The organism is Labilithrix sp., from assembly GCA_019637155.1.
In the GTDB taxonomy this organism is placed as follows: domain Bacteria; phylum Myxococcota_A; class Polyangia; order Polyangiales; family Polyangiaceae; genus Labilithrix.
The window spans coordinates 401,127-426,365 of the sequence record JAHBWE010000004.1 but is presented as its reverse complement, the minus strand read 5'-3'; the positions used below and the strand labels follow the sequence as shown (position 1 = coordinate 426,365).

Below are 25,239 nucleotides of genomic sequence, written 5' to 3'. Positions count from 1 at the left end.
GCCTATGTGCTCGGATCCATGTCGCTCGCCATCGCTGCCGCGTGCGGCTCGAGCGAGGGGAGCCAGTTCGGGACGAGCAGCGGGAACGGCAACGAAGACGGCGGAGACGGATCGTCCGGCAACCCGCCGCTCATCAGCAGCAGCACGTCGAGCGGCGGTCAGGACGGCGCGCCGATCGGATCGCCGATCGAGATCGTCCCCGCGGAGCAGACGCTCGACGCCGTCGTCGGGTCGCCGATGCCGACCACCCAATTCCGAGCGCGCATCATCAGCTCGGGCCAGGAGATCCCGGCGTCGTGGGCGATCGACCGCGGCGAGATCGGGACGATCGCGCTCACGACGGGCCTCTTCACCGCGTCGGGCGCGGTCGGCGGCAGCGCGACGATCACGGCGACGTACGAAGGTCAGACCGCGCGCGCGAAGATCACCGTGCGGCTCAAGGTGGTGGAGAACGGCGGCGCGACGAGCCCGGACGCCGGCGGCGGCGCGGGCGGCAACGGCGGCGTCGGCGGCGATCCTCCGGGCGGCTCCGTCAGTCAGGCCAACATCGACGTCCTCCACGGATCGCCGGTCGCCGATCCGAACCTCACGCTCCTCTATCCGTACGACGGCACGGTGTGGCCGCGCGGCATCCTCGCGCCGCTCCTGATGTGGAAGCCCGGCGACAAGGGCGACTACGACGCGCTCTCGATCAAGATCAAAGAGGACGCGTTCGACTACGAAGGCTTCTACGCCAAGAACGCCCCCACCGGCCCGTTCAAGAACCACCCGATCTCGCAGGCGGCGTGGAAGCAGATGCTGTCGTCGAACCAGGGCGAGGAGGTCGAGATCACCCTCACCTTCGCGAAGGACGGCGTCGCGTACGGCCCGCTCAAGGTGAAGTGGAAGGTCGCGTCCGCGCCGCTCAAGGGCATCGTCTATTACAACTCGTACGGCACGAGGCTCGCGAAGAACCACGACGGCGCGCTCACCTCGACCCCCGGCGTGAAGGAGCCGTTCGGCGGCGCGACGCTCGGCGTGCGCGGCGGCTCGACCGATCCGATCCTCGTCGCCGGCGGCGACGGCGACGTGAGCTACTGCCGGGTCTGCCACTCCGTCGCCGCGAACGGGTCCGCGCTCATCACGCAGCGCGGTACCGGCGGGCAGCGGAAGTTCTCGACCTACGACCTCACCCAGACGCCGAGCGCCGAGACGGTGATGAGCCCCGAAGGCTCGGCCGGCGATCCCTCGATCGTGCAGGCGCCGTACGCGTGGCCGGCGATCTACCCCGACGGCACGATGTTCTTCAACGACTCGAGCAGCGCCGACGGCTCGACCGGCTCCGGCGAAGGACAGCCGGGCAACAGCCTCTGGCGCGTCGCCAGCGGCGGCGGCACGAAGGAGCCGGAGAAGATCACGACGGCGGGCTGGCCGGGGAGCCTCCGCGCCGCGTTCCCCGCGTTCTCTCCCGACGGCAAGGGCCTCGCGTTCACGACGTTCGCCGGCGGCGGCGCTCCCTTCGCCGACAAGCGCTCGCTCGCGTACGCGACGTTCGACAAGGCGACGAGCACGTTCGGTCCGGTCAAGCACATCTACACGCCGCCGAACGAAGAGCACTCCGCGCTCTATCCCGCGTTCCTCCCGACGAACGACGCCGTCGTCTTCCACGTCGAGACCGAATACAACGGCCGCGACTACGGCGGCACGCGCTCGCGGCAGGACACGAACGGTCACGTCGACAACGACTTCTCGAAGCCGCTCGATCCGGACCGGGTCTACCGCCGCGACCACGGCACGCACGCCGAGCTCTGGTGGGCCCACACCAACGTCGCCGGCACGCCGATCGCGACGCGCCTCGACAAGCTGAACGGCAAGGGCTACCTGCCGAGCGGCCCCGCCGGCTCCGGCCACGAGGACGGCGCGGACGAGACGCTCAACTACGAGCCGACCGTGAACCCGGTCCCCTCCGGCGGCTACGCGTGGGTCGTCTTCACGAGCCGCCGCCTCTACGGCAACGTCGCGACGCAGAACCCGTTCTGGAGCGACCCGCGCTACCACGACCTCACGACCGAGCCGACGACGAAGAAGCTCTGGGTCGCGGCGATCGATCTGAACGCACCGCCGGGGACCGATCCGAGCCACCCCGCGTTCTACCTCCCCGCGCAGGAGCTCCTCGCCGGCAACATGCGCGGCTACTGGGTCGTCGATCCGTGCAAGGACGACGGCAACGGCTGCGAGTCGGGCGACGAGTGCTGCGGCGGCTTCTGCCGTCCCAACGCGAGCGGCGCGCTCGTCTGCAGCAACGTCGTCCCGATCTGCGCGCAGGAGTTCGAGCGGTGCAGCGTCACGACCGACTGCTGCAACAACCCGAACTACCAGTGCATCAACGGACGCTGCGCGACGCCGGGTCCGAAGTAAGCAGCGCTGTCCGAGAGGCGCTCGGAAGACCGAGCGCCTCCGCGAGCGGGCCGGCCGGCTCCGCGCTCTCGATCTCGAGGAGCGCGCGGACCGCGCCGGCCACGTGTGTGAGCTCGAGGTCCTCCGGCGCGCACGCGACGCCCTGGCTCGCGATCCCGGCGCCCCACGCGGCGACGAAGACGCGGCCGGACTCGGGCTGGCTCGCGCCGTGCCGAAAGAGCGAGCGCGCGCGGCCGTGATCGGTCGTGACGAGGACCGCGGTGCGCTCGCCCTCGGGCCCCATCCGCGCGAGCGTGCGCTCGAGGTCGCCGAGGAAGTCGTCCGACCGCGCGATCGCGCGCTTGTAGCCGGCGACGTCGCCGCGATGGGCTTGCTCGTCCGCGTCGCCGAGGCCGACGACGAGGAGCCGCGGCGTCTTCGTCTCGAGGTACCGCAGCGCGATGCGTGCAGTATGCACGTCCTGGCGGTAGTCCCCCCACCCCGGGTAGCCCGCGTGGGCGGCGCCGAAGGCGAGGAGCGACTTGATCTTCGCGTCCTCCTTCGCGAAGGAGAGCGTGGTCGTGCGCGCGCCGGCGGACATCACGACGCCCTTGCGATCGCGCGCGCTCGCGTAGCCGTAGCGGTCCCACGAGGCGAACACCGCGACGTCGCCGGCGCGCGCGGAGCTCTTCTGCGCCTCGTCGACGAACGTGTCCACGTCCGGACCCGGGCAGTAGTTGTGCGTGCACGCGGTCGGCTTGCCGGTGAAGATCTCGAGGTAGCCGGGCAACGAGACGTTCACCGATCCGTGGGTCCGGACCTCGTACGGACAGTCGGCCCCGCCGAACGCGGCGCCGCGCTCCTTGACGAGGCGGTGCAGGTTCGGCATCGCGAGCGTCGACGTCTCCGGCGTCGCGCCGAGGACGTCCTCCCAGCGCACGCCGTCGATCGTCACGACGACGACGCGCTTCGGCGCAGGCTCGACCGCCTTCGGCTCCGGCTCGGGCTCCGGCGCCGTCACCGCGTCGTCCGGCTCGGGCGGCGGCGGCGCCTCGCTCGGACGACACGCGATCAGGAAGAGGCTGGCGCACCCGCCGACGACCCGGGGCAGCACATCGTTCAATGTGCCTCGCACGCGAGGGTTCGGCAAAGTAATTGAAGCCGGAAAGACCTTTCATTACGGTCCGTAAGCATGAGCGGCCATTCCAAGTGGGCGACGATCAAGCACACGAAAGGTGTCGTCGATGCAAAACGCGGCAAGCTCTTCACGAAGCTCATCAAAGAGCTGACCGTCGCCGCGCGCCTCGGCGGCGGCGTCCCCGAGAACAACCCGCGCCTCCGGAAGGCGATCGCCGACGCGAAGGCGAAGTCGATGCCGGGCGACACGATCAAGAACGCGGTGAAGCGCGGCACCGGCGAGATCGAAGGACCCCCCGTCGACGAGGTCCTGTACGAAGGCACCGGCGTGGGCGGCGTCCTCTACCTCGTCGAGGGGACGACCGACAACCGCAACCGGACGGTCGCAGAGATCCGGAAGATCTTCGAGAAGCACGGCGGCGTGCTCGGCAGCGCCGGCACCGCGGCGTGGGCGTTCGATCGCAAGGGCGCCATCCTCCTCGACAAGTCCGCCGCGACGGAGGACCAGCTGATGGAGATCGCGGTCGGCGCCGGCGCCGACGACTACACCGACGCGGGGGAGACCTGGACCGTCACCACCGCGCCCGACGCGCTCAACGCCGTGCTCGACGCGCTCGAGAAGGCGAACGTCGCGGTGAAGGAATCAAGTCTCGCGTTTTTCCCGAAAGCCACGAAGTCGGTCACCGGCGACGACGCGCAGAAGCTCCTCAAGCTGGTCGACGCGCTCGACGATCACGACGACGTCGCGAACGTGTACGCCGACTTCGACGTGTCCGACGAGGACATGGATGCGCACCAGTCGTGACCTCCGCGCCGCGCCCGCTCGATGGGCGGGCGTGCGCGGCGCACGGGCGTCGCGCGCGGGAGCCGCGTGAACGTCGTCCTCGGCCTCGATCCCGGGACGCGTCACTTCGGGTGGGGCATCGTCGCGAAGAACGGGACGCGGCTCTCGCACGTCGCGCACGGGGTCTGTGACGTCGACAAGGTCGGCGAGCTCGGCGATCGGCTCGTCGCGATCGAGCGCGCGCTCGTCGAGGTCATCGCGCGCTACAAGCCGTCGCAGGCGAGCATCGAGACGCTCTTCTTCGCGAAGGACGCGTCCGCGGCGGCGAAGCTCGGGCACGCGCGCGGGGTCGCGCTCCTCGTCTGCACGCGCGCTGGGATCGAGTCGTTCGAGTACGCCCCCGCGCGGGTGAAGCGCACCGTCGCAGGCGCGGGCCGCGCCGACAAGACGCAGGTCGCGCAGATGGTCCGCGTCGTGCTCGGGCTCCCGGAGGCGCCGCGCTCCGACGCCGCCGACGCGCTCGCCATCGCCGTCACGCATCTGCAGGGATCTCCACTGCTTGGAGCGAACGGTCCCGCTCGCGGCTTCTCCGGCCGGGCGAATGCAAAGCCAGCTTTACAGGCAATATTGCGCGGCGCTCGTTCGTCCAATAGATAGGCTTTCCCTCGGAGACGTCTTCATGGCCCGCACCGCTTCGTTCGTCGCTGCCCTCGCCCTCGCCGCCGTCGCGGCGCTCACGTCGCCCGCCGACGCACAGCAGGCAGCCCCCGCGCCGGCCCCGGCCCCCGCTCCGCCCGCGCCCCAGCCCGCGCCGCAGGCGACGACGGACGCGACGGTCGCGAAGGTGCAGGCGTTCTACGACGGGACGACCTCCTTCTCGAGCCCCTTCACGCAGCAGTTCTTCGTCAAGTCGCACAACATCACGAAGGACTCGAAGGGCAAGGTCCTCTTCTCGAAGCCGGGCAAGATGGCGTGGGACTACGAGACGCCCGCCGGCAACCGCGTCGTCTCCGACGGCACGATCCTGAAGGTGTACGAGGCCGCGAACAAGCAGCTCTTCGAGCAGGCGATCGACAAGTCGCAGTACCCGGCCGCGCTGTCGTTCCTCACCGGCACCGGCAAGCTCGCCGACGCGTTCAGCTTCGTGATGTACGACGGCGCCGCGATGCAGTTCCCGGGCGGCCAGGTCCTCGTCGGCAGCCCGAAGAAGGAGACCGCCGCGTACACGAAGGTCCTCTTCTACGTCGACGCCTCCACCTTCCACGTGCGGCGCGCGCTCATCGTCGACGCGCAGGGCAACCGCAACCGCTTCGACTTCACGGAGCCGAAGGTCAACATCCCGATCCCTCCCGACGCCTTCACGCTCGTGCCGCCGCCGGGCACACAAGTCATCAAGCCCTGACTCCCGAGCCCAACCTCAGCGAGTGCCCGCATTGCAAGGCTGCCTCGGTCATCGAGGACGGCGCGTGCGGCGTATGCGGGGGTCCGCGCATCCCGAAGAACGCCGGCGGTGAGCCCGCCGCCCTCGCGCTGAAGGATCAGAAGAAGCACCTCGACGCCGCGCGCAACGCGTCGATCGCGACGGTGGTGCAAGGCGTCTTCGCGGTGCTCGTCACCCTCGTCGCGCTCGTGGCGACGCCCGACGCGCTCGTCGGCAAGATCGTCTTGTTCGCCGCCGCGGCCGCGCCGCTCCTCCTCGCGCTCCGCTCGCGCAGCCGCGCGACGAAGGCGCGCGCGGCCGCGACCGAGTCCGGCGAGCGCGCGTGGCTCGCCGCGGCGGAGGAGCTCGCGCATGGCGGCACGACCGCGAAGAAGGTCGCGAAGGAGCTCGCGATCGATCCCGCGCGCGCGGAGCGCCTCCTCACCGACGGCGCGGCGCGCTCGCGCGTCCGCATCGACGTCGAAGCCGGCGGCGACGACATCGTGTACCGCACGGAGGACCTCTCGAGCGACGAGTACCCCGCGCTCGACGAGAGAGAAGGCGCAGGCGAAGTGAGGCGGAGCCGCGCGTGAGCGAGCCGATCAAGCGACGGCGCGCGCTCACGAACGTCGGCGGCGAGGTCGAGACGAGCGGCGATCGCGAAGCGGCGGCGATCCTCGCGCACGCGATCGACGTCGCGCCGACCGAGGACGAGGACGCGGAGGACCGCGCGCACGTCCACGGCTTCCACTCCTACCCCGCGCGCGCGCATCCCGTCACCGCGCGGCGGCTGATCGAGGAGCTCTCGCCCGAGGGCGGGACGGTCCTCGATCCGTTCTGCGGATCGGGCACCGTCCTCGTCGAGGCGATGCTCGCGGGGCGGAGCGCGATCGGCTCGGACCTGAACCCGATCGCGGTGATGCTCGCGCGCGCGAAGACGTTCCCGCACGCGCCGGAGAAGACGGCCGCGCTCGTTTCGGCCGCGCACGGCGTCGCGGAGCACGCCGAGAAGCGGCGGAAGGCGAAGGCCGGCGCGACGAAGCGCCTCCCGCCGGAGGACGTCGCGTCCTTCGCTCCGCACGTGCTCCTCGAGCTCGACGGCCTGCGCGCCGGCATCGCCGAGGCCCCCGCCTCCACGCGCCCCGAGCTCGCGCTCGTCCTCTCATCCATCCTCGTGAAGCTGAGCGCGCGGCGCGGCGACACGACCGAGGAGCAGGTCGGCAAGCGCATCGCGGCCGGGTATCCGTCGAAGCTCTTCGTGAAGAAGGCGGAGGACTTCGCGCGCCGGCTCGACGAGCTGTTCGCGCTGCTCGAGACGCGCTCGGAAGCCCGAGCGCTCCCGCCGCCGCGCGCGCGCGTCTACGAGGACGACGCGACCGTGCTCGCGAAGGTCGAAGACGCCGCGATCGACGCGGTCATCACCTCGCCGCCGTACGTCGCGACGTACGACTACCTCGCGCACCACGAGATGCGCCTCCGCTGGCTCGGCCTCGACGGGAGGAAGCTCGCGCGCGGCGAGATCGGCGCGCGCCGCAACTACGCGCGCCTCGGCGCCCGCGAGACGCACGCGGCCTGGGAGGGCGAGCTGACGAAGCTCTTCACCTCGCTCGCGCGCGTGCTCCGGCGCGACGGCGCGCTCGTGCTCCTCATCGCGGACTCGGCGCAGACGACGCCGCGCGGGCCGATCGCGGTGCGCGCGGACGACGTCGTCGCGCGCGTCGCGGAGCGGGGCGGGCGCCTCGTCCCGATCGCGCGGGCGTCGCAAGCGCGGCCGCACTTCCACGGCCCCACCGCCGACGCGTTCCGCGACCGGCCGCGCTTCGAGCACGCGTTGCTTCTGACGAAGCGGTGACGCACCTTGTGGTAAGAGACGGCGGGTCATGCCGGAGATCACGTTCGAGTCGCACGACGGCTCCCAGAAGAAGACGGTGAACGCTCCCGACGGAGGCGCGCTCGCCGATCTGATCGACGACAACTCGGCGCCGATCCCGTTCTCGTGCCGGAGCGCGAGCTGCGCGACGTGCCACATCGAGGTCCTCCAAGGCGAAGACCTGCTGCTCCCGCCGGAAGAAGACGAAAAAGACGTCCTCGACGCGGTCCTCTCCGCCCCGCCCCGCTTCCGCCTCGCCTGCTGCGCAAAGCTGCGTCCCGGCGACGGAAAAGTGACGGTTCGGGCACAGAACGAATACTGAGCTTTCAACGTCGGGGCTTCGCCCCGACACCCCGCTCTCAGCGTCGGGGCGTTGCCCCGACACCCCACCCCAGACACGGCCCTCGCGCTGGCGCGCTCGGGGCGCTTCGCGCCCGCATTCGCGGCCGCTTCTGGGGCCCGGTGCTGCTCGGGTTCGCGCTTCGGCGTGGCTGTGCTACGCCACAGGGGATGCAGCCGCAAACCCGTCGTCTTGCGCTTTTCTTCGTCGCGTCGATGTTCGTCGGCGTGGGCGTCCTCGTCGCGTGCGATACCGACAACAGCACGGTGCCCCTCCCCGGCGGTGGGTCCAGCACGTCGTCGAGCTCCGGCAAGCCGAAGCCGGCGGACGACGACGACGACAACGTCGACGTCGATGACGACGACGACGACGACAACGGCGGCCCGAAGGACGCCGGCGGCGCCGACTGCGCGACGGCCCCGCGCCTCCGCAACACGTCAGCCGGGTTCTACTGCGGCTTCTTCCGCGACGGCGGCCCCGACTCGGGCGGCGCCTCCAACTGCTCCAACGTGGAGACGTGCTGCAACCCCGGCCGGGAGGGCTCCGCCTTCCCGCCCTCGTTCTGCGCGCCGGGCTCGAAGACGGACAAAGGCCAGGACAACTGCAGCGCCGCCGCGCCCGGCTACGGCTCGACGTGGGTCGAGAACGGCAGCACGACCTGGGAGTGCAACGCGGCCTCCAACTGCGGGTCCGGCCGCACCTGCTGCGCGTTCTCGGCGGCGGGCGCGGAGGCCACCGACTACGTCAACGTCGGCAGGTACACCGGCACCGGCGCCCCGCCGGCCGCGTGCGGCGCCCAGTTCATCTACAAGATCGCGGGCACGAAGTGCGCGACCTCGTGCAAGACCGACAAGAGCGAGATCGAGCTGTGCAGCTCGACCTCCAAGTGCCCCGACGGCCGCGAGTGCCTCCCCGCCCGCACGACCGGCTCGCGCGACATGGGCTACTGCAAGTAGCGCTCCCCGATCCAGCCTGAGATCGACTCGACGAGCTCCTTCCACGAGGGCTCGTTGAGGATCTCGTGGAACTGGTCCGGGCGCGGGTCGAAGGTCTTGTCCTTGCTCCCGGCGCGCTCGAAGAAGCGCTTGCCGGCGGTGAAGCTCGCGACGCGATCGGCCGTGCCGAACGCCATGTAGAGCGGGAGCGTGAGCTTCGGCGCGTTCTCGAGCGCGCGCTCTTGCGCCTTCACCGCCTCCGTGAACCAGCGCGCCGTCGCGTTCGGGAACACGAGCGGGTCCTCGTCGTACGCCTTCGCGCGCTCGGGATCGTGCGTCATGTCCTTGCCGTGGAGGCCGCTCGGGAGACCGAGCTTCGGGTAGAGCCGCGAGGCGACGCGACCCGCGAGCACCTTGATCTTCGGGACCTCGAGCGCGAGCCCGAAGAACGGCGCGGAGAGAACGAGCCCTTTGAACGCGCCCGCGCTCTCGAGGATGCTGGAGGACGCGACGAGCCCGCCGAAGCTGTGGCCGAAGAGGAAGGCCGGCGCCTTCGCCTTCTTCGCGCGGTCCTCCACCAGCGCGCGCAGCTCGCGCGCGTCGTCGAGGAACTCGTCGAAGCGGTTGCAGAAGCCGCGCGTGCCGAGCGCGCGCCCGTGGCCGCGCAGGTCGATCGCGATCGAGCCGATGCCGTGCTCCGCGAGCGCGCCCATGACGTGGCGGTAGCGCGCGCCGTGATCGGCGTAGCCGGGGACGATCCCGAGCACCGCCTTCACGTCGGCCGGCATCGCCGACGCGTAGTAGAGATCGGGGCCGTTCCCGGCGCGGCGTGAGAGGACAGCCTCGTGCAGCTCGATGCTCACCTTGCTCCTTGAGCTCCTTGTGTGGTCTGCGTGATCGGCGTGGCGGCGCCAGGCGCCGCGTCCACCGTGAGCCCTTCGCTCGCGAGCGCCTCCCGGAGCGCGGCGAGCGCGCGCGCGGCGCGCGACTTGATCGTCCCGAGCGGCACGCCCTCGCGCGCGGCGATCTCGGGGTAGCTGAGGCCCTCGAAGAACGCGACCTCGAGCGTCTGCCGCTGCGCGTCGGGGAGGCGCGCGAGGGCGCGGCGGATCGTCTCGCGCTCCTTCGCGTCGGCGGTGAGCGCCTCGGGGTCGGGCACCGGCGGCGGCGGCTCGTGCGCGATCACCTCGCGCGCGAGGACGCCGCGACGCTCGCGCCGCCGCGTGCGATCGATGCTCAGGTTGCGGACGAGGGTGACGAGCCAGGCGATGACGCTGCCGCGCTCGGGGACGTACTGCGCCGCGCGCTCGCTCACCGCGACGAACGAGTCGTGGACGACGTCCTCCGCCTCGGCGCGGTCGCGCAGGACGCGGAGCGCGATCGGGAACACAGTCGCGACGTGCCGATCGTAGAGCTCCGCCATCGCGTTCGGATCGCCTTCGGCGATGCGCGCGAGGAGCTGCACGTCGGGCACGGCGCCGGAGGACATTTCGCGCAGCCAGCGTAACAAGGATAGGATCGAAAGGCATGCATCGCCTCGGCGCCGCTCTCGCCGCGACCGCCGCCGCGCTCGTCGCGACGCCGAGCGCGGTCGACGCGCACGTGTCCGGATCGAACGGGCTCGCGGTGAAGAAGGCGCGCGCGGAGACGCTGGAGCCGCCGCCGCTCCTCGCGACGCTGGTGCAGACCCACACCGACGAGCGCGTCCCGCTCGACGACGAGTCTCCCTCCGCCGCGCGCTTCGCGGAGCTCCTCGCCGATCGCGTCACCGGCGAGCGCCACGCCTTCGATCCGCGACTGCTCGAGCTGCTCCGGAGCCTCGCGAAGAGACACCCCGGCGCGCGCATCGAGCTCGTGAGCGGCTACCGCAGCGCGAAGCTCAACGAGATGATGCGGAAGAAGGGACACCACGTCGCGTCGCACTCGCAGCACTCGCTCGGGCACGCGGTCGACTTCCGGATCGTGCCGCCCGACGCGGAGCTCGGCCTCGAGCCGCTCCTGCTCGAGCAGGAGATCCGCGCGCTCGGCTGGGAGGGCGGCGTCGGCACCTACTCGATGAAGTACGACTGGTTCGTGCACGCCGACGTCGGCCCGCGCCGACGCTGGAGCGGGACCTAAGCCCTACGGGACGTTGAGCGTCGCCTGGAGGAAGGCGTACTGCGCGAGGTTGTGCGAGCCGCGCTGGTGCGACGCCATGATCGCCTTCGCGCCGTCGCCGAGGAGGAGGCCCGACCAGCTCGCGCGGAGCTCGAGCGGCATCCACGGGCGCCAGGAGAACCCGACGTCGAGCTCGTGACCGAGGCTCGGATCGACGTTGGCGCCGGCCGGCGCGGGCGTGATCGCGACGACGGGCGGTCGCGTCGCGCTGCCGACCGCGGTGAGGTAGCTGCCGATCCACTCGCCGCGTGACTTCGCGAGCTGCGCGTAACGGTACTCGAACGAGAGCGCGGTGTCGGTCCAGGGGACGACCGTAGCGCGGCCGCCGAGGTCGAACATGTTGGACCACGCGAAGAGGTCCATCATCCCGTGGAAGCGCTGCGGATCGGCGAGGAGGGGATCGAACTGCGTGTACTTTCCCGATCCGTCGTCGCCCGACGCGTACGAGCCGTTGAGGCGGAAGGTCGGCGTGAGGACGATCTGCTCGAGCGTCTTCTGGACGTGCGCCGCCGCGGCCCAGGCCGCGATGTCCGCGCCATTGAAGCGGAGCGTGTCGGCGTTGCCCATCTGGTACGCGCCCTCGGCGCCGTAGCTCCAGCCCTTGTCGTCGCCCGAGACGCGGAGCGCGCCGGTGTAGCGCTCGCCGACCGCGCGCTGGATCGCGAAGCGCGAGCCGTCGAGCTCGGCGCCGCTCGATCGCGCGACGCGCGCGAGGCCGAACGCCTCGACGCGGAAGAGCGGGTCGACGGTCCACTTCACGGTGACGCCGTAGAGCTGGACGCCGGAGGTGTTGGAGCCGGAGCGATCGCCGAAGGCCGCGCCGAGCGGCTGCGGGATCTCGAGGATCGCGGCGAGCGCCTCGAAGTCGAAGTTGCCCGCCGCGACGTGCGCGCGCGCGGCGTCGAGCGAGCGGCCGACCGGCGAGAAGTCCGCGTTGCCGACGAGGCGCCCCTCGCCCCAGACCACCGCCTGCCGCCCGAGGCGCAGGTAGGTGGGGCGCACGCCGCTCGTGCGCATCTCGAGGAAGCCCTCGTACGGCGCGAGCTGACCGAGGCCGCGCGCGCCCGCGAGGGTGGCGTTCGGCGAGGGCGATCCGAACGCCCGCGCGTCCTGGAGCGTGACCTGCGCGCGGAGGGCGCCGCGCTCGGCGCCGAGGCCGACGCGGGTGCGCTCCAGCACGACCCACGCGTCGCGCGTCCGCGGGGTCGCGCGGCCGTACATGTCGAGGCCGCCGAGGTCGGGCGCGTCGTGGCGGTACTCGCCGCGGACCCGCACCTCCATCGTGGGGGCGAGCTGCCAGTCGCCCACCGCGATCGTGGTCGGCGCCGCCGGCGGCTGTTGGGCCGCGGCGGTCCTCGAGGCGAGGAGCCCCGCGAGGATGACCGAGCCCGCAAGGAAGCGCATCGGCCGCGAACCTAACACGAATCAGCTCTGGCGGGCTTTCACGAAAGCGCGGGCCTTGGCGAGCAGGTTGTCCTTGGTATTGAGGCCCGGATCGTTCGTCACCTCTTCGAGGAGGTGGGCCAGGATCTCGCCGATGATGCGCCCCGGCGTGAGCGCGAGCTCCTTGATGAGGACGTTGCCGTCGAGCGCGAGATCGCTCGCCGACAGCGCCGCGCCCTCCGCCAAGATGCGCTCGACGTGGGCCTCGAGCGCCTGGAGCGGGAGGAGGATCGCGGGGTCGATCTCGGGGCCCTTGCCGCGGAGGTCCGCCTCCGAGAGCGCGACGAGATCGGGGATGCGGTCGCGGCCCACGCGCCGGATCCAGCGGCGCACCGCGGCGTCGGACCAGTTGTCGTAGTGGAAGAGGTGGTGCCGGACGAGGTGGACGATGCGCCCGCGCTCCTCGTTCGAGAAGCGGAGGCGCTCGCAGATCGGGTCCGCGATCTCGGCCCCGACCTTGTCGTGATCGTAGAACGTGTAGTCCTGCGTCTTGTCGCTGAACGCGCGCGTCCGCGGCTTGCCGACGTCGTGCAGGAGCGCGGCGATGCGGAGGATGGGATCGCCGGCGCAGGCGTCCATGCAGGCCATGCCGTGGCGCCACACGTCGAAGGTGTGCCACTTGTTCTGCTCCATCCCGACGCCTTCCATCATCTCGGGGCAGGTGATCGCCATGATGCCGGAGTCGCGCATCACGTCGAACGCGCGCGACGGACGCTTCGCCTTCATCGTCTTGACCCACTCGTCGCGGACGCGCTCCGAGCTCACCTTCTTGAAGGTGTCGAGCGTGGGGCCAATCGCGGCGAAGGTCTCGGGGTCGAGGTCGAACTCGAGCGTCGCGCAGAACCGCGCCGCGCGGAGGACGCGGAGGCCGTCCTCGGAGAAGCGCTCGATCGCCTTGCCGACCGCGCGGATCGCCTTCCGGTCGATGTCCTTCCGTCCCTCGAACGGATCGACGAGCGCGCCGGTGTCGGAGTCGACCGCGATCGCGTTGATCGTGAAGTCGCGGCGCGCGAGGTCGGCGGTGATGTCCTCGACGAAGTGGACCGCGTCGGGGCGGCGCCCGTCGGAGTACGTCGTCTCGCCGCGCAGGGTGGTGACCTCGTAGTGGTGCCCTTCCATCACGACGGTGACGGTGCCGTGCTGGAGCCCGGTCGGGATCGCGCGCGGGAACACCTTCATGAGGTCCTTCGGCAGCGCGTTCGTCGCGAGGTCCCAGTCTGCGACCTTCTTGCCGAGGATCGAGTCGCGCACGCAGCCGCCGACGATCCATGACTTGAACCCGGCCGACCTCAGCTTCTGCGCGATGGTGAAGACGTGGTTGGGGACGGCCTTCAGGTCGAAGTCAGCCATGGGAATGCGACGACCAGGATAGCGCCGGGCGGTTCGTCGCGAAGCGCAACGTGGCTATTTGCCGGCGAATTGCCGCCGCGGCCGGGCCGGCCGAACAAAGCTACGATTCGTCGCTTTATGCGCGACGCGCGCGGAGGAGGTGGCATCGGACGGCCAACATGCAGCGACCGAACCGGATCGAGCCGGCGACTGGCAAGCTCGGCGTCCTCCTCGTGGGAATGGGGGCGGTCGCTACGACGACCATGGCCGGCGTCTTCCTGGCGCGGCGGGGGCTCGCCCCACCGATCGGCTCGCTCACCCAGCTCGGCACGATCCGGCTCGGGCGCCGGGACGAGCGCCGGATGCCGCGGATCCAGGACTTCGTGGCGCTCGCGAGCCTGGACGACGTCGTGTTCGGGGCGTGGGACATCTTCCCGGACGACGGCTACGAGGCGGCGAAGCGCGCGGCGGTGCTCGAAGGCCACCACCTCGACGCGGTGCGTGACGAGCTCGCGGCGGTGAAGCCGATGAAGGGCGTGTTCTACCAGGAGTACGTCCCGCGGCTCCGCGGCGTGCACGTGAAGGACGACGCGCGGACGAAGCTCGACGCGGTCGAGCGGGTGCGCGAGGACATCCGCCGCTTCAAGCGAGAGTCGGGCGCCGAGCGCGTCGTCGCGATCTGGTGCGGCTCGACCGAGACGTTCACCGCCGCGAACGGCGTCCACGGCTCGATCGAGGCGTTCGAGCGCGGCCTCGCCGCCGACGACGCCGCGATCTCGGCGACGCAGATCTACGCGTGGGCGTTCCTCCACGAGCGGATCCCGTTCGCGAACGGCGCGCCGAACCTCGGCGTCGACTTCGCGGCGGCGGAGCTCCTCGCGAAGGAGACCCAGACGCCGATCGCAGGCAAGGACTTCAAGACGGGCCAGACGCTCATGAAGACGGTCATCGCGCCCGGCCTCAAGGCGCGCATGATCGGCCTCCGCGGCTGGTACTCGACGAACATCCTCGGCAATCGCGACGGCGAGGTGCTCGACGAGCCGGCGTCGTTCAAGACGAAGGAGCAGTCGAAGCTCGGCGTGCTCGACGCGATCCTGGAGCCGGAGCAGCACCCAATCCTCTACGGCGATTACCACCACAAAGTCCGGATTGACTACTACCCGCCGCGCGGCGACGCGAAGGAGGGTTGGGACAACATCGATATCGCGGGTTGGCTCGGATATCCGATGCAGATGAAGCTGAATTTCCTCTGCCGCGACTCCATCCTCGCCGCGCCGATCGTCCTCGATCTCGCGCTCTTCCTGGACTGGGCCCAGCGCTGCGGCTACCGCGGCATCCAGGAGTGGCTCGGCTTCTATTTCAAGTCACCGATGGCCGCGCCGGGCCTCCAGCCCGATCACGACCTGTTCGTCCAGCTCATCAAACTGAAGAACACGCTCCGCTGGACGGTCGGCGAGGACCTCATCACGCACCTGGGACACGAATATTACGATTGAGGGAGGTCTTGTTCGAGAGGGGCTCCCGCGGGCTCGCTGGTTCTCTCGGGTCTCTCTGGTTCTCTGAGGCTACTTGGATATCACGCTCGACGTCGCTTGCTCGGTCGCGGTCGTCGCCCTCTTCGCGGCGGCGCTGATCGCCTATCGCGCGGCGGGACGTCCGAGCGGAGCCGCGCGCGTCGAGCGGGAGCAAGGGCTGGTCCTCGTCGGACGCGGCCCGATGCACGCGGTCTATCGCGCGCTGGTGCCGCTCGGTCGCCTGCTCGTCCACCTCGGCGTGAGCGCGAACGCGGTCACGCTGTTCTCGCTCGTCGCGGCGATCGGCGCGGCGGGGGCGTTCGCGGGCGGGCACTTCGGCGCCGGCGCGGCGATCGCGTGCGTCGCGGCGCTCGCGGACGCGCTCGACGGCCTCGTCGCGCGCGAGAGCGGCACGTCCTCGCCGCTCGGGAAGGTGCTCGACACCACCGTCGATCGCTACGTCGACGCGCTCTTCCTCGGTGGCATCGGCCTCTACGTGCGGGCGAGCGCGCTCCACCTCGCGCTCGTCCTCGCCGCGATCGTGGGCTCGTTCATGGTCAGCTACGCGTCGTCGATCGAGCGCGAGCTCCACCTCGACGATCCCGGCGGCCGCGTCCCGATCCGCCGCGCGCACCGGCTCGCCTACGTCCTCGTCGCCGCGACGATCGCGCCGCTCTGCGGACGCTACGCGCTCGCGCCGGTCCTCCTCGCGGTCGGCGTCATCGCGCTCTTCGGCAACGTGTCTTCGGCGCAGCGCCTGCTCCGCGCGGGCCGCCACGCGGCGGAGCGAGAGCGAGCCCAGCTCCACGCGGCGACGGAGCTCGCCGCGACCTTGCCCGACGTGGAGCTCGGAGAAGCAGGGGTGCACCAGCTGGAGCCCGCCGCCCGCGCGGCGCTCGCCGGCCTCGTGCCGGCGCGCCCCCCACGCAACCGCGACGTCACGGGCCCGCAGCCCCTGAGCGCCGTCGCTCCCCCCGCCCGCGGCCTCGACGACACGGGCCCGCGCCAGCCCCGCGGCCTCGACGACACGGGGCCACGCCAGCCCGACACGGCGACGCCCGACTCGGGCCCGCGCGCGATCGACGCGACCGCGCCGCTCCCAGCCGCAGCAGGCGCCGGATGAGCCCACCCTCGCCGCCGAAGCCAGACCGACACGCACGGCTCGCGAGCGCGCCCCCCGCCGAACCGGCGAGCGACGACGCGCCGCTCGCGAGCGCTTCGTTGCTCGGGCGGCATCAGGCGGCCGCGCTCGCGGCGACGGCGGTAGACTTCCTCGTGATGATCGCGTGCGTCGAGGGCCTCCGCGTCGCCGCGCCGACCGCGGCGTTCGGGGGAGCGCTCGCGGGCGGCGCCTTCAATTTCCTCCTCTCGCGAACGTGGGCCTTCGCGCGGCGGCACGGCGGCTCCTTCGGCTCGCAGGCGCGGCGCTACGCCCTCGTCTGCGCCGGCGGCGCGATCGTGAACGCCGCGCTGATGGCGCTCGTCCTGCGCGCGGCGGCGATCCCCTACCCGCTCGCGCGCGTCTTCGCCGCCGTCGCGGCAAGTGTATTTTACACGTACCCGCTGCACACGCGGTTCGTGTTCCGGGTGCGTGCGTGACGTCGCCCGTCGTTCGGCGCACCGCCCTCCTCCTCGCGCCGTTCGCCGTCTACGCCGTCTACTGCGCCGCGCGGCGGGACCTCCGCGTCGAGCACCTCGCGCCGTTCGTCGTCATCGTCGGGCTCTCCGCGATCGGACCGCGCGCGCGCGAGCTCGTCGGGGCGCTGATGCCGTTCGCGCTCGTCGGCACCGTCTTCGACGCGATGCGGCCCTTCCAGAAGGTCGGGCTCAGCGAGGCGCGCGTGCTGCTCTGCGACCTCCGCGCGGTCGAGTCGCGGCTCTTCGGCTGGGGGTCGGGCGGCGAGCGCTTCACCGTGCACGACTGGTTCCGCGAGCACCACCACCCCGCCCTCGACGTCCTCTGCGCGGTCCCCTACGGCACGTTCATCATGTGGTGCGCCGCGCTCAACGTGTACCTCTACGTGAAGGACCGCCCCGCGATGCGCCGCTTCGGCTGGGCGTTCCTCCTCATGAACCTCGCCGCGTTCGCGACGTACCACGCCCTCCCCGCCGCCCCGCCGTGGTACTTCCACGCCCACGGCTGCGCGGTCGACCTCGCCACCCGCGCGAGCGAAGGCCCCGTCCTCGCGCGGGTCGACGCCCTGCTCGGCGTCCACTACTTCCACGGCATGTACTCGAAGGCGAGCAGCGTCTTCGGCGCGCTCCCGTCCCTCCACTGCGCCTACCCGCTCCTCATCGCGATCGTCGGCTGGCGCGCGTTCGGGCGCGGCCTCCGCGTCGCCGTCGTCGCCTACTACCTCCTCATGGTCTTCTCCGCGATCTACCTCGATCACCACTGGCTCCTCGACGCCCTCCTCGGCAGCGCCTTCGCCGTCGGCGCGGCGTGGGCGGTGGGGAAGGCCGTGCCCCGCGACGCGCGCGCGGCGGGACCGGCGGCGGAGCCCGAGACCGCGTGAAGAAGCGCATCGCGTTCGTCCTCGCGACGTGGTTCGGGTGCGGCCGCGTCCCGATCGCTCCCGGCACGGTCGGCACCTTCGGCGCGCTGCCCCTCTATTTCCTCGTCCGCGAGGGCGGGACGGCGGCGGTCCTCGCCACCGCGGCGGTGCTCACCGCGGTCGGGGTCTGGGCGGCCGGCGTCGTGGCGGAGAGCACCGAGACGAAGGACCCGCAGATCGTCGTGATCGACGAGGTGGCCGGGGTCATGATCGCGCTCGCGGCCGCCCGCTCGACGCTCGGGATCGTCCTCGCGGTCGGGCTCTTCCGCCTGTTCGACGTCACGAAGCCGTTCCCGGCGCGACGGGCCGAGCGCCTGCCGGGGGGCTGGGGGATCATCCTCGACGACATAGCCGCTGGCGTCTACGCGGCCGCCGTCGTAGCAGTGGTGCCGTGAGCCTCCGGAAGCTCGTCGACGCGCTCGTCAATCTAGGCAACCGCCGTCCGTTCCTGGTCGTAGGAGGCGCGCTCCTCCTGATGATCGCGTCGTGGTGGTACGCGTCGCGGCTGCAGATCCGCTCCGACGTGATGGAGCTCCTCCCGCGCGACAGCCCCGGCTTCATGGCGTTCGAGCGCCGGCTCGAGCGCGTCGGCGGGGGGGCGACCATCTTCGTCCTCGTCGAGTCGCCCGAGCGCGCCGCGAACGAGCGCTTCGTCGACGAGCTCCACGCCGCGATCGACAAGAGCGAGCTGCGGAGCTCCATCTCCTCGATCGAGAGCGGCACGAAGGACACGCGCGCCTTCTTCGAGGACAACAAGTGGCTCTACGCGTCGCTCGAAGACCTCGAGGAGGCGGACAACAAGCTCGATCGCCAGATCGCGATCAAGAGCGGCATGGTCGAGGACCTCGAAGGCGACTCGGACGCCACCGCCGAGCACGCCCTCGGCATGGACGAGTTCGAGGAGCGCTTCGAGAAGAAGGTGAAGGAGCGCGACGAGTTCCCGACCGGCTACTTCGCGAACCCGGCCGGCACCCAGCTCGCGATGCGCATCTTCACGACCGCGTCCGGCATGGGCGGGACGAACGACGAGAGGATCATCGATCAGCTCCAGGAGCTCATCTCCAACCTGAAGCCGGCGAGCTTCCACCCCGAGATGAAGATCGGCTACGGCGGCGACATCCCGAACGCGAAGGCGGAGAAGGACTCGCTCGTGCAGGAGGCCCTCATCGGCACCGTCATCGCGGCGGTCCTCATCCTCGGCGGCGTCATCTGGTTCTACGGCTCGCCGTGGGCGCTCATCCTCGTCGGCTTCCCGCCCCTCTTCGGCGTCGGCTGCGCGTACGCGTTCGCGACCTACCAGTACGGGTACGTCAACTCGTCGGGCGCCTTCCTCGGCGCGATCATCCTCGGCAACGGCGTCAACTACCCGATCGTCCTCTACTCCCGCTACAAGGAGTTCCGCGCGCGCGGGATGGAGCCGGACTTCGCGCGGCGCGAGGCGGTCTGGAACGCCTTCCGCGCCGAGCTCGTCGGCTCCGCGGTCGCGAGCATCGCGTACGGCTCGCTCACGGTGACGCGCTTCCGCGGCTTCAGCCAGTTCGGCGTCATCGGCTTCGTCGGCATGCTGCTCGTGTGGATCTCGATGATCCCCTGCCTCCCCGCGCTCGTCGTCCTCGTCGAGCGCCTCCAGGCGCGCATGCCGGCGTTCCTCCGCGAGAAGCCGGCCGTGCTCGGCGAAGACGAGAGCCGCGGCCCGATCGCGAGCTGGGTCGGCGACCTCACCGCCAAGTATCCGCGCGTCTTCGTCGGCGTCGCGACCGCGATCACGCTCGTCGCCGCGTTCAAGCTCCCCACCTTCCTCAAGGACCCGTGGGAGTACGACTTCGACAAGCTCGGCTCGCAGGTCGCGCGCAAGGGCGGCGCGTTCCAGGTGACGACCGCGGTCGACCTGATCTTCGGCAAGGGCACGAAGCTCGACGGCTCGCTCGTCCTCGTCGACAAGATCGAGCAGGCCCCGCTCGTGAAGGCGCGCATCCTCGACAAGGACCGCCTCGATCGAGAGGGCGCGCTCATCGACGACATCACCACGATCGACGATTTCCTCCCCGGCGCGGTCGACCTCCAGACGAAGAAGCTCGAGGTCCTCGAGCGGATCCGCGAGCGCCTCACCCCGCGCGTCCTCGCGCGCCTCACGGAGGAGGAGCAGCAGAAGATCACGAAGATGATCCCGCCGGAGACGCTGAAGGTCCTCCACCCGGAGGACCTCCCGCGGCTCCTCAAGAGCCGCTTCTCCGAGCGCAACGGCACCGTCGGCACGGTCCTCTACATCCGTTACAAGGAGGGCGTCTCCCGCAACGACGGCCACAACCTCCTCCGCATGGCGGCGGCGCTCGAGGGCATCGTCCTCCCCGACGGCACCCGCGTCGACACCGCGAGCCGCGCGACCGTGTTCGCGGAGATGATCCGCTCGCTCGAGCGCGACGGTCCGCTCGCGACGTTCGTCGCGTTCGCCGCGGTGTGCGTCGTCGTCGTCGTCGCGACGTCGTCGATCAAGGGCGCGGTCTCCGTGCTCGTCTCGCTGATCATCGGCGTGGTCTGGATGCTCGGCGGCGCGGCGTGGCGCGGCGCGCACCTCAACTTCCTGAACTTCATCGCGCTGCCGATCACGTTCGGCATCGGCTCCGAGTATCCGTTCAACATCTTCGATCGCTCACGCTTGCTCGGCCAGGACGTCACGCGCGCGTTGAAGCTCCACCTCGGCGCGGTCACGCTCTGCAGCTACACCACCACCGTCGGCTACGCCTCGCTCCTCTTCGCGGACAACCAGGCGCTCCGCTCGTTCGGCCACCTCGCGATCGCGGGCGAGCTCACGTGCCTCGTCGTCGCGCTCTTCTTCCTCCCGTCGCTCCTGCACATGATCGGCGCGCACGACCCCGACCCGTCGAAGGCCGCCGAGCTCCAGGCGAGCGCGATTCAATAAGCTCAGTACCCCTCGGTCTTCGCGATGATCTCGTTCATGATCTCGCGCGTGCCGCCGCCGATCGGGTAGAGCCGCGCGTCGCGGTAGAGGCGCTCGACCACGGTCTCGCGCATGTAGCCGGCGCCGCCGTGGATCTGCACCGCGTGGTCGACGACGAAGGAGCACATGTCCGTCGCGGCGTTCTTCGTCATCGCGCAGAGCGCCGGCACCTGCTCCCCTCGCATCACGCGCGTCGCGCACTCGCCGACGAGCGCGCGGGCGGCGGCGATGCGCGTCGCCATGTCGGCCAGCTTGTGGCGCGTCACCTGGTGGCCCATCAGCGTCTTGCCGAACGCGGTGCGCGTGCGCGCGTACGCGACCGACTCGCGGTACGCGAGCTCCGCGATCGCGACGCACTGCCCCGCGAGGTAGAGCCGCTCGTTCGCGAAGTTGACCATGATCGCGAAGAACCCCTGGTCCTCCTCGCCGATGAGGTTCGCGGCCGGGACGCGGCAGTCGTCGAAGGCGAGCTCCGCGGTGTCGCTCGCCCACCACCCCGTCTTCGCGAGCTTCTTGCTCACCGTGAACCCCGGCGTCCCGCGCTCGATGACGAGGAGCGAGATCCCGCCGTGCCCTTCGCCGCCGGTGCGCACGGCGGCGGTGACGAGGTCGGCGCGGCACCCGGAGGTGATGAACGTCTTGCTGCCGCGGACGACGTAGTGGTCGCCGTCCCGCACCGCCTTCGTCTTGATCCGCGCGACGTCGCTCCCGGCGTCGGGCTCGCTGATCGCGAGGGCGCTCACCTTCTCGCCGCGCAGGACCGGCGCGACGAACCGAGCCTTCTGCTCCTCGGTGCCGTGGCGCACGATGGGCGGGAGCGCGATCGCGTGGCTCCCGAGCCCGACGGTGGTGCCGACCGACTTCCCGGCGAGGACCATCTCCTCCGACGCCGCGAGCGCGTGCCCGACGTCGCCGCCGCTGCCCCCGGCGCTCTCGGGGTACGAGATCCCGAGCATCCCCGCCTCCGCCGCGGCGCGGTAGAGCTCGCGCGGGAACTCGTTCGCCTCTTCCCAGGCGTGCGCGTGGGGCTCGATGTGCTTCGCCGCGAACCGGCGCGCGTTTTCGCGGAGGAGCGCGTGCTCTTCGGTCTCGAAGAGGTAAGGCATGACGAGCGATGCTACCGTAAGCGACCCCGATGCAGCAGAGGCCCACGGTCCTCCTCTTCGATCTCGACGGCACCCTCGTGAGCACCGGCGGCGCCGGCCGCCGCGCGATGGCGGAGGCCGCGCGGATCCATGGCGTCCCCAACGTCTTCGACGGCTTCTCCTTCGCCGGCATGACCGACCGCGCGATCGCACGCTACGCGTTCAACGTCGGGGGCTTCGCCCCCGACACCCCCACCCCAGACACGGCCCTCGCGCGGAGCGCTCGGGGCGCTTCGCGCCCGCTGAAGCGGCCGCTTCTGGGGCCCCTTCGAGGGGTAGTGAGCGATCAAGACATCGAGCACTTCCTGGAGACGTATGTCGGTCTGCTCGAAGAGGAGCTGCCGCGTTCGGAGGGGTATCTCGTGCTGCCCGGGGTCGCGGCGCTCGTGAGGTCGCTCGGCGATCACCGGCACCTCGCGATCGGCCTCGGCACCGGGAACATCAAGCGCGGCGCGTACGCGAAGCTCGTGCGCGCGGCGCTCGGCGACGCGTTCGCGTTCGGCGGCTTCGGCTGCGACGCCGAGGACCGCACGGAGCTCTTGCGCGCGGGGGCGGAGCGCGGCGCCGCGCGGCTCGGGCGACCGCTCGCCGAGTGCCGCGTCGTCGTCATCGGCGACACTCCGAAGGACGTCGCGGCGGCGAAGGGCCTCGCGGCCGAGTGCGTCGCGGTCGCGACCGGCGGCTTCACCTGCGCAGCGCTGCGCGCGTGCGGCGCCGAGCACGCGTTCGCGACGCTCGCCGAGCCCGGCGTGCACGACATGCTGGTAGGCACCGCGACGTGACACACTCGCTGGAGCAACGGGCATGCTGGTAGGCACCGCGACGTGACACACTCGCTACAGCGGCGGGTCGCGCTCGTCACCGGGGCGAGCCGCGGGATCGGGCGGAGCATCGCGCTCGCGCTCGCGCGTGCGGGGGCGCGCGTCGCGGTGAACCATCGCGTGCACGAGCAGGAGGCGGAGGGCGTCGTCGAGGAGATCGGCGCCTTCGGCGGCGAGGCGATGGTCGTCCGCGCGGACGTCACCGATCCCGACGAGGTCGCGGCGATGGTCGAGGACGTCCGCCGCACGTTCGGGCCGGTGGAGATCCTCGTGAACAACGCCGGGATCGCGCGCGCGCTCCCGCTCGAGCAGGTCCAGCTCGCGACCTGGGACAAGACCTTCTCCGCCAACCTCCGCGCCCCGTTCATCGTGACCTCGGCGGTGCTCCCCGCGATGCGGACCCAGCGCTGGGGCCGGCTCGTCTTCCTCTCGTCGACCGCCGTCCGCGTCGGCGGCATCGTCGGCCCGCACTACGCCGCCTCGAAGGCCGGCCTCGAAGGCCTGATGCACAGCTACGCCTCCCTCCTCGCGAAGGAGGGCATCACCTCGAACGCGGTCGCGCCCGCGCTGATCGAGACGGAGATGCTCGCCGGCAACCCCGCCGCTCAGCCGGCGAAGATCCCGGTCGGCCGCTTCGGCACCCCCGACGAGGTGGCCGACGTCGTCCTCGCGATCGTGCGAAACCCGTACGTGACCGGCCAGACCGTGCAGGTCAACGGCGGGCTCTACATGACGTGAGCCGCGCGCGACGCGAGCCGCGTGCGCGACGCGTCAGTGCGCGACCTGCTGGTTCACGGGCGGCGGCTCGGTGACCGGCGGCGGCTCGGGCGCGGGGTGCCCGTTCGCGATCGCGATCGGCTTGGTCGCGGGGTCGTACGTGTTGTCGAGCTCGCCGTCGACGACGCGGAGCGCGTCCATGCCCCACTCGTAGCCGTAATACGTGAACTGCGACTTCACGAGGATGTCCTTGTAGCTGTTCATGTGGCCGTCGATGAACGCGCCGACGTAACGGCCTGTCGCCTGCCCGCTCTCGGTCACCCAGCTCTGGAGGCCGTTCGTGACGATGTCGAGGGACTTCGTACCCCCGACCTTCAGCGGGACGTAATCCTTGTTGTAATAATTGTACGAGACGCAGCCGTTGATGTGCAGGACCTGGTAGCTGCCGGGGAAGTCTTCGGGCGTGAAGCGGCTCGGATCGAGCGGGCCATATCCGATGTAGGAATGCCCATTATAGACCATGATGTCGCTCGTCTTGATCGCGCGCTTGTGCGGCGTCTGATCGGTGTCGGAGCCGAAATAGGTCTGGAGCTTGATCGTGAGCGGGTAGCTCTCGCCGTTCATCCGCACGGTGACGGGGGCCTCGAAGACGACCCACTTGAGCGACAGCGTATCGGCGATGACCTTCCGGACCTCGTCGCGCGCGAGCCCGCCCATGCCGGGCGGATTCACCTTGTCGAGCTCGAAGGCCATGAGGTCCTTCCACGTATTGAAGTGGATCGGGACGCCGGCGACCTCGTAGTCGAGGGGCTTTTCGACGCCTTCCACCTTGACGAGCTCGAAGCCGGGGCGCGCGATGAACACCTCGCGCATGCCGCCGAACCACATCGGATAACCGGCGTCCTCGTAGAGCTCGTGCGTCTCGCCCGCGGCCCAGTCCGCCATCAGGCCGTTGACCATGCCGATGACGAGCTTGCCGGACTCGACGCCCATTCCCGAATAGAGGAGGTCGTATTCCGGATACTTCGTCGCCTGCGCCTCGTCGGTCGGCGAGAGCTTCACCGTCGTCGGAATGTAGAGGCGCGTCAGCTCGCTCGCCGGGATCTGGGTCTCGTCGAGGCCGGCGCGATCGGCGTCGATCTTCTTCTGCTCGTCCGCCATCGCGGGGGCGCACGAGGCGACCTGCGGGTCGAACACGTACCAGACCGAGTTCTGGAACTCGTGCGCGAGCGTGTCGTTCTTCGTGCACTCGGGGAGGATCTTCGCGGACTGCGACTGGTAGTTCGTCCCGAGGAGCGCGAGCGACAGCGCGGAGCGATCGGCGAGCGTGACGGGGACGATCGCCTCGTCGCTGTACGTGTACGCGACGCGGATCATGTGGCGCGGGACGGAGCCCTCGGGCGCGTTCTTGTCGACGACCTCGACCGGCACCTTGAGGAAGGTCGCCGGATCGACGTTCGCGAGCTCGCGCGACTTGACGCCGACGTTCGCGGCCTGGAGCGCGCCGAACGCCGACTGCGTCTGCTGCTTCACGGTGAGGAGGATCTGGACGTCGCTCATCCCGTCCTCGACGTACACGTAGCCCGCGAACTCGAGCTTGCGCGAACGCGCGGTGAGGCTCGTGAGGTCCCCCGTGCTCGCCGCGGCGTCCTCGGACGCGGGGCTGCAGGCGGCGGCTCCGAGGAGCAGGAGAAGCGAAGCGCGGGCGAGGATCCCCATGACGCCCTCGCTCTAGCA

At 70.8% G+C, this 25,239-nt stretch carries 24 protein-coding genes; 17 read left to right on the top strand and 7 right to left on the bottom strand.

Translation table 11 applies throughout. The annotated features are described in order from the left end of the window. Positions 1 to 18: 18 nt before the first annotated feature. Positions 19 to 2,397: a hypothetical protein gene (locus KF837_10430; GenBank protein ID MBX3227723.1), complete on the top strand. Its 2,379-nt coding sequence runs from the start codon at positions 19 to 21 to the stop codon at positions 2,395 to 2,397. Here KF837_10430 and KF837_10425 read toward each other — a convergent pair. Then, on the bottom strand, positions 2,363 to 3,490 hold the full coding sequence (locus KF837_10425) for a hypothetical protein (GenBank protein ID MBX3227722.1): 1,128 nt from the start codon (positions 3,488 to 3,490) through the stop codon (positions 2,363 to 2,365). The two genes, KF837_10430 and KF837_10425, sit on opposite strands and share 35 nt — an antisense overlap. A gap of 78 nt (positions 3,491 to 3,568) precedes the next feature. Between KF837_10425 and KF837_10420 the strand changes: the two genes are divergently transcribed. The 7 genes from KF837_10420 to KF837_10390 all read left to right on the top strand — a co-directional run bounded on the left by KF837_10420 (position 3,569) and on the right by KF837_10390 (position 8,883). Further along, complete coding sequence (locus KF837_10420) at positions 3,569 to 4,318, top strand: YebC/PmpR family DNA-binding transcriptional regulator (protein ID MBX3227721.1); 750 nt, start codon at positions 3,569 to 3,571, stop codon at positions 4,316 to 4,318. 21 nt (positions 4,319 to 4,339) lie between these two features. Then, on the top strand, positions 4,340 to 4,954 hold the full coding sequence (gene ruvC, locus KF837_10415) for a crossover junction endodeoxyribonuclease RuvC (protein MBX3227720.1): 615 nt from the start codon (positions 4,340 to 4,342) through the stop codon (positions 4,952 to 4,954). Between the two features lie 22 nt (positions 4,955 to 4,976). After that, positions 4,977 to 5,699 (top strand): outer membrane lipoprotein carrier protein LolA, encoded by a 723-nt coding sequence (locus KF837_10410; GenBank protein MBX3227719.1) that lies wholly within the window; start codon positions 4,977 to 4,979, stop codon positions 5,697 to 5,699. A gap of 182 nt (positions 5,700 to 5,881) precedes the next feature. Beyond that, on the top strand, positions 5,882 to 6,310 hold the full coding sequence (locus KF837_10405; protein MBX3227718.1) for a hypothetical protein: 429 nt from the start codon (positions 5,882 to 5,884) through the stop codon (positions 6,308 to 6,310). After that, positions 6,307 to 7,569, top strand: a complete 1,263-nt coding sequence (locus KF837_10400) for a DNA adenine methylase (GenBank protein MBX3227717.1) — start codon at positions 6,307 to 6,309, stop codon at positions 7,567 to 7,569. Before KF837_10405 ends, KF837_10400 begins: the two co-directional genes overlap by 4 nt. Before the next feature lie 28 nt (positions 7,570 to 7,597). Further along, entirely contained in the window at positions 7,598 to 7,909 is a 312-nt protein-coding gene (locus tag KF837_10395; GenBank protein ID MBX3227716.1) for a (2Fe-2S)-binding protein, read from the top strand. A gap of 188 nt (positions 7,910 to 8,097) precedes the next feature. Next, positions 8,098 to 8,883 carry a hypothetical protein gene (locus KF837_10390; GenBank protein MBX3227715.1) on the top strand — a complete coding sequence of 262 codons (786 nt, stop codon included), beginning with the start codon at positions 8,098 to 8,100 and terminating at the stop codon, positions 8,881 to 8,883. Here the strand turns inward: KF837_10390 and KF837_10385 are convergent. After that, positions 8,871 to 9,725, bottom strand: coding sequence for a lysophospholipase (locus KF837_10385; GenBank protein ID MBX3227714.1), 855 nt, complete (start codon positions 9,723 to 9,725; stop codon positions 8,871 to 8,873). The genes KF837_10390 and KF837_10385 overlap by 13 nt on opposite strands. Then, positions 9,722 to 10,351, bottom strand: coding sequence for a sigma-70 family RNA polymerase sigma factor (locus KF837_10380; protein ID MBX3227713.1), 630 nt, complete (start codon positions 10,349 to 10,351; stop codon positions 9,722 to 9,724). Before KF837_10380 ends, KF837_10385 begins: the two co-directional genes overlap by 4 nt. A 38-nt stretch (positions 10,352 to 10,389) precedes the next feature. On the opposite strand from KF837_10380, the gene KF837_10375 reads away from it, so the two are divergent. Continuing rightward, a complete protein-coding gene (locus tag KF837_10375) occupies positions 10,390 to 10,980 on the top strand; it encodes a DUF882 domain-containing protein (GenBank protein MBX3227712.1) in 591 nt (196 codons plus the stop codon). A 3-nt stretch (positions 10,981 to 10,983) separates the two neighbouring features. On the opposite strand, the gene KF837_10370 is transcribed toward KF837_10375, so the two are convergent. Both KF837_10370 and KF837_10365 read right to left on the bottom strand, forming a co-directional pair. Then, entirely contained in the window at positions 10,984 to 12,423 is a 1,440-nt protein-coding gene (locus tag KF837_10370) for an alginate export family protein (protein MBX3227711.1), read from the bottom strand. A gap of 21 nt (positions 12,424 to 12,444) precedes the next feature. Next, a complete protein-coding gene (locus tag KF837_10365) occupies positions 12,445 to 13,812 on the bottom strand; it encodes an HD domain-containing protein (GenBank protein ID MBX3227710.1) in 1,368 nt (455 codons plus the stop codon). Between the two features lie 158 nt (positions 13,813 to 13,970). On the opposite strand from KF837_10365, the gene KF837_10360 reads away from it, so the two are divergent. The 6 genes from KF837_10360 (at position 13,971) to KF837_10335 (ending at position 20,780) form a co-directional block, all read left to right on the top strand. Further along, complete coding sequence (locus KF837_10360; protein MBX3227709.1) at positions 13,971 to 15,287, top strand: inositol-3-phosphate synthase; 1,317 nt, start codon at positions 13,971 to 13,973, stop codon at positions 15,285 to 15,287. 73 nt (positions 15,288 to 15,360) lie between these two features. Then, positions 15,361 to 16,428, top strand: a complete 1,068-nt coding sequence (locus KF837_10355; protein MBX3227708.1) for a CDP-alcohol phosphatidyltransferase family protein — start codon at positions 15,361 to 15,363, stop codon at positions 16,426 to 16,428. Positions 16,429 to 16,526: 98 nt separating this feature from the next. Further along, positions 16,527 to 16,904, top strand: a complete 378-nt coding sequence (locus KF837_10350) for a GtrA family protein (protein MBX3227707.1) — start codon at positions 16,527 to 16,529, stop codon at positions 16,902 to 16,904. Beyond that, positions 16,901 to 17,821: an inositol phosphorylceramide synthase gene (locus KF837_10345; protein MBX3227706.1), complete on the top strand. Its 921-nt coding sequence runs from the start codon at positions 16,901 to 16,903 to the stop codon at positions 17,819 to 17,821. The genes KF837_10350 and KF837_10345 overlap by 4 nt, the downstream gene beginning before the upstream one ends. Then, positions 17,818 to 18,255: a phosphatidylglycerophosphatase A gene (locus KF837_10340; protein ID MBX3227705.1), complete on the top strand. Its 438-nt coding sequence runs from the start codon at positions 17,818 to 17,820 to the stop codon at positions 18,253 to 18,255. Before KF837_10345 ends, KF837_10340 begins: the two co-directional genes overlap by 4 nt. After that, positions 18,252 to 20,780 carry an MMPL family transporter gene (locus KF837_10335; protein ID MBX3227704.1) on the top strand — a complete coding sequence of 843 codons (2,529 nt, stop codon included), beginning with the start codon at positions 18,252 to 18,254 and terminating at the stop codon, positions 20,778 to 20,780. Before KF837_10340 ends, KF837_10335 begins: the two co-directional genes overlap by 4 nt. A 2-nt stretch (positions 20,781 to 20,782) precedes the next feature. Here KF837_10335 and KF837_10330 read toward each other — a convergent pair whose 3' ends face one another. Then, positions 20,783 to 21,925 carry an acyl-CoA dehydrogenase family protein gene (locus KF837_10330; protein ID MBX3227703.1) on the bottom strand — a complete coding sequence of 381 codons (1,143 nt, stop codon included), beginning with the start codon at positions 21,923 to 21,925 and terminating at the stop codon, positions 20,783 to 20,785. Positions 21,926 to 21,954: 29 nt separating this feature from the next. Between KF837_10330 and KF837_10325 the strand changes: the two genes are divergently transcribed. After that, positions 21,955 to 22,746: an HAD family hydrolase gene (locus KF837_10325; GenBank protein ID MBX3227702.1), complete on the top strand. Its 792-nt coding sequence runs from the start codon at positions 21,955 to 21,957 to the stop codon at positions 22,744 to 22,746. 42 nt (positions 22,747 to 22,788) lie between these two features. Continuing rightward, positions 22,789 to 23,523: an SDR family NAD(P)-dependent oxidoreductase gene (locus tag KF837_10320; protein MBX3227701.1), complete on the top strand. Its 735-nt coding sequence runs from the start codon at positions 22,789 to 22,791 to the stop codon at positions 23,521 to 23,523. A 33-nt stretch (positions 23,524 to 23,556) separates the two neighbouring features. Here the strand turns inward: KF837_10320 and KF837_10315 are convergent, their stop codons facing one another. Beyond that, a complete protein-coding gene (locus KF837_10315; protein MBX3227700.1) occupies positions 23,557 to 25,221 on the bottom strand; it encodes a hypothetical protein in 1,665 nt (554 codons plus the stop codon). Between the last annotated feature and the right edge of the window lie 18 nt (positions 25,222 to 25,239).

What these genes read in the sequence shown, in the direction of transcription:
- ruvC (MBX3227720.1), top strand. Translation starts at nt 4,340, where the DNA reads ATGGGCGGGCGTGCGCGGCGCACGGGCGTCGCGCGCGGGAGCCGCGTG.
- KF837_10315 (MBX3227700.1), bottom strand. Translation starts at nt 25,221, where the DNA reads ATGGGGATCCTCGCCCGCGCTTCGCTTCTCCTGCTCCTCGGAGCCGCC.
- KF837_10360 (MBX3227709.1), top strand. Translation starts at nt 13,971, where the DNA reads ATGCAGCGACCGAACCGGATCGAGCCGGCGACTGGCAAGCTCGGCGTC.
- KF837_10420 (MBX3227721.1), top strand. Translation starts at nt 3,569, where the DNA reads ATGAGCGGCCATTCCAAGTGGGCGACGATCAAGCACACGAAAGGTGTC.
- KF837_10395 (MBX3227716.1), top strand. Translation starts at nt 7,598, where the DNA reads ATGCCGGAGATCACGTTCGAGTCGCACGACGGCTCCCAGAAGAAGACG.
- KF837_10330 (MBX3227703.1), bottom strand. Translation starts at nt 21,925, where the DNA reads ATGCCTTACCTCTTCGAGACCGAAGAGCACGCGCTCCTCCGCGAAAAC.
- KF837_10410 (MBX3227719.1), top strand. Translation starts at nt 4,977, where the DNA reads ATGGCCCGCACCGCTTCGTTCGTCGCTGCCCTCGCCCTCGCCGCCGTC.
- KF837_10375 (MBX3227712.1), top strand. Translation starts at nt 10,390, where the DNA reads ATGCATCGCCTCGGCGCCGCTCTCGCCGCGACCGCCGCCGCGCTCGTC.
- KF837_10370 (MBX3227711.1), bottom strand. Translation starts at nt 12,423, where the DNA reads ATGCGCTTCCTTGCGGGCTCGGTCATCCTCGCGGGGCTCCTCGCCTCG.
- KF837_10430 (MBX3227723.1), top strand. Translation starts at nt 19, where the DNA reads ATGTCGCTCGCCATCGCTGCCGCGTGCGGCTCGAGCGAGGGGAGCCAG.
- KF837_10390 (MBX3227715.1), top strand. Translation starts at nt 8,098, where the DNA reads ATGCAGCCGCAAACCCGTCGTCTTGCGCTTTTCTTCGTCGCGTCGATG.
- KF837_10365 (MBX3227710.1), bottom strand. Translation starts at nt 13,812, where the DNA reads ATGGCTGACTTCGACCTGAAGGCCGTCCCCAACCACGTCTTCACCATC.
- KF837_10325 (MBX3227702.1), top strand. Translation starts at nt 21,955, where the DNA reads ATGCAGCAGAGGCCCACGGTCCTCCTCTTCGATCTCGACGGCACCCTC.
- KF837_10380 (MBX3227713.1), bottom strand. Translation starts at nt 10,351, where the DNA reads ATGTCCTCCGGCGCCGTGCCCGACGTGCAGCTCCTCGCGCGCATCGCC.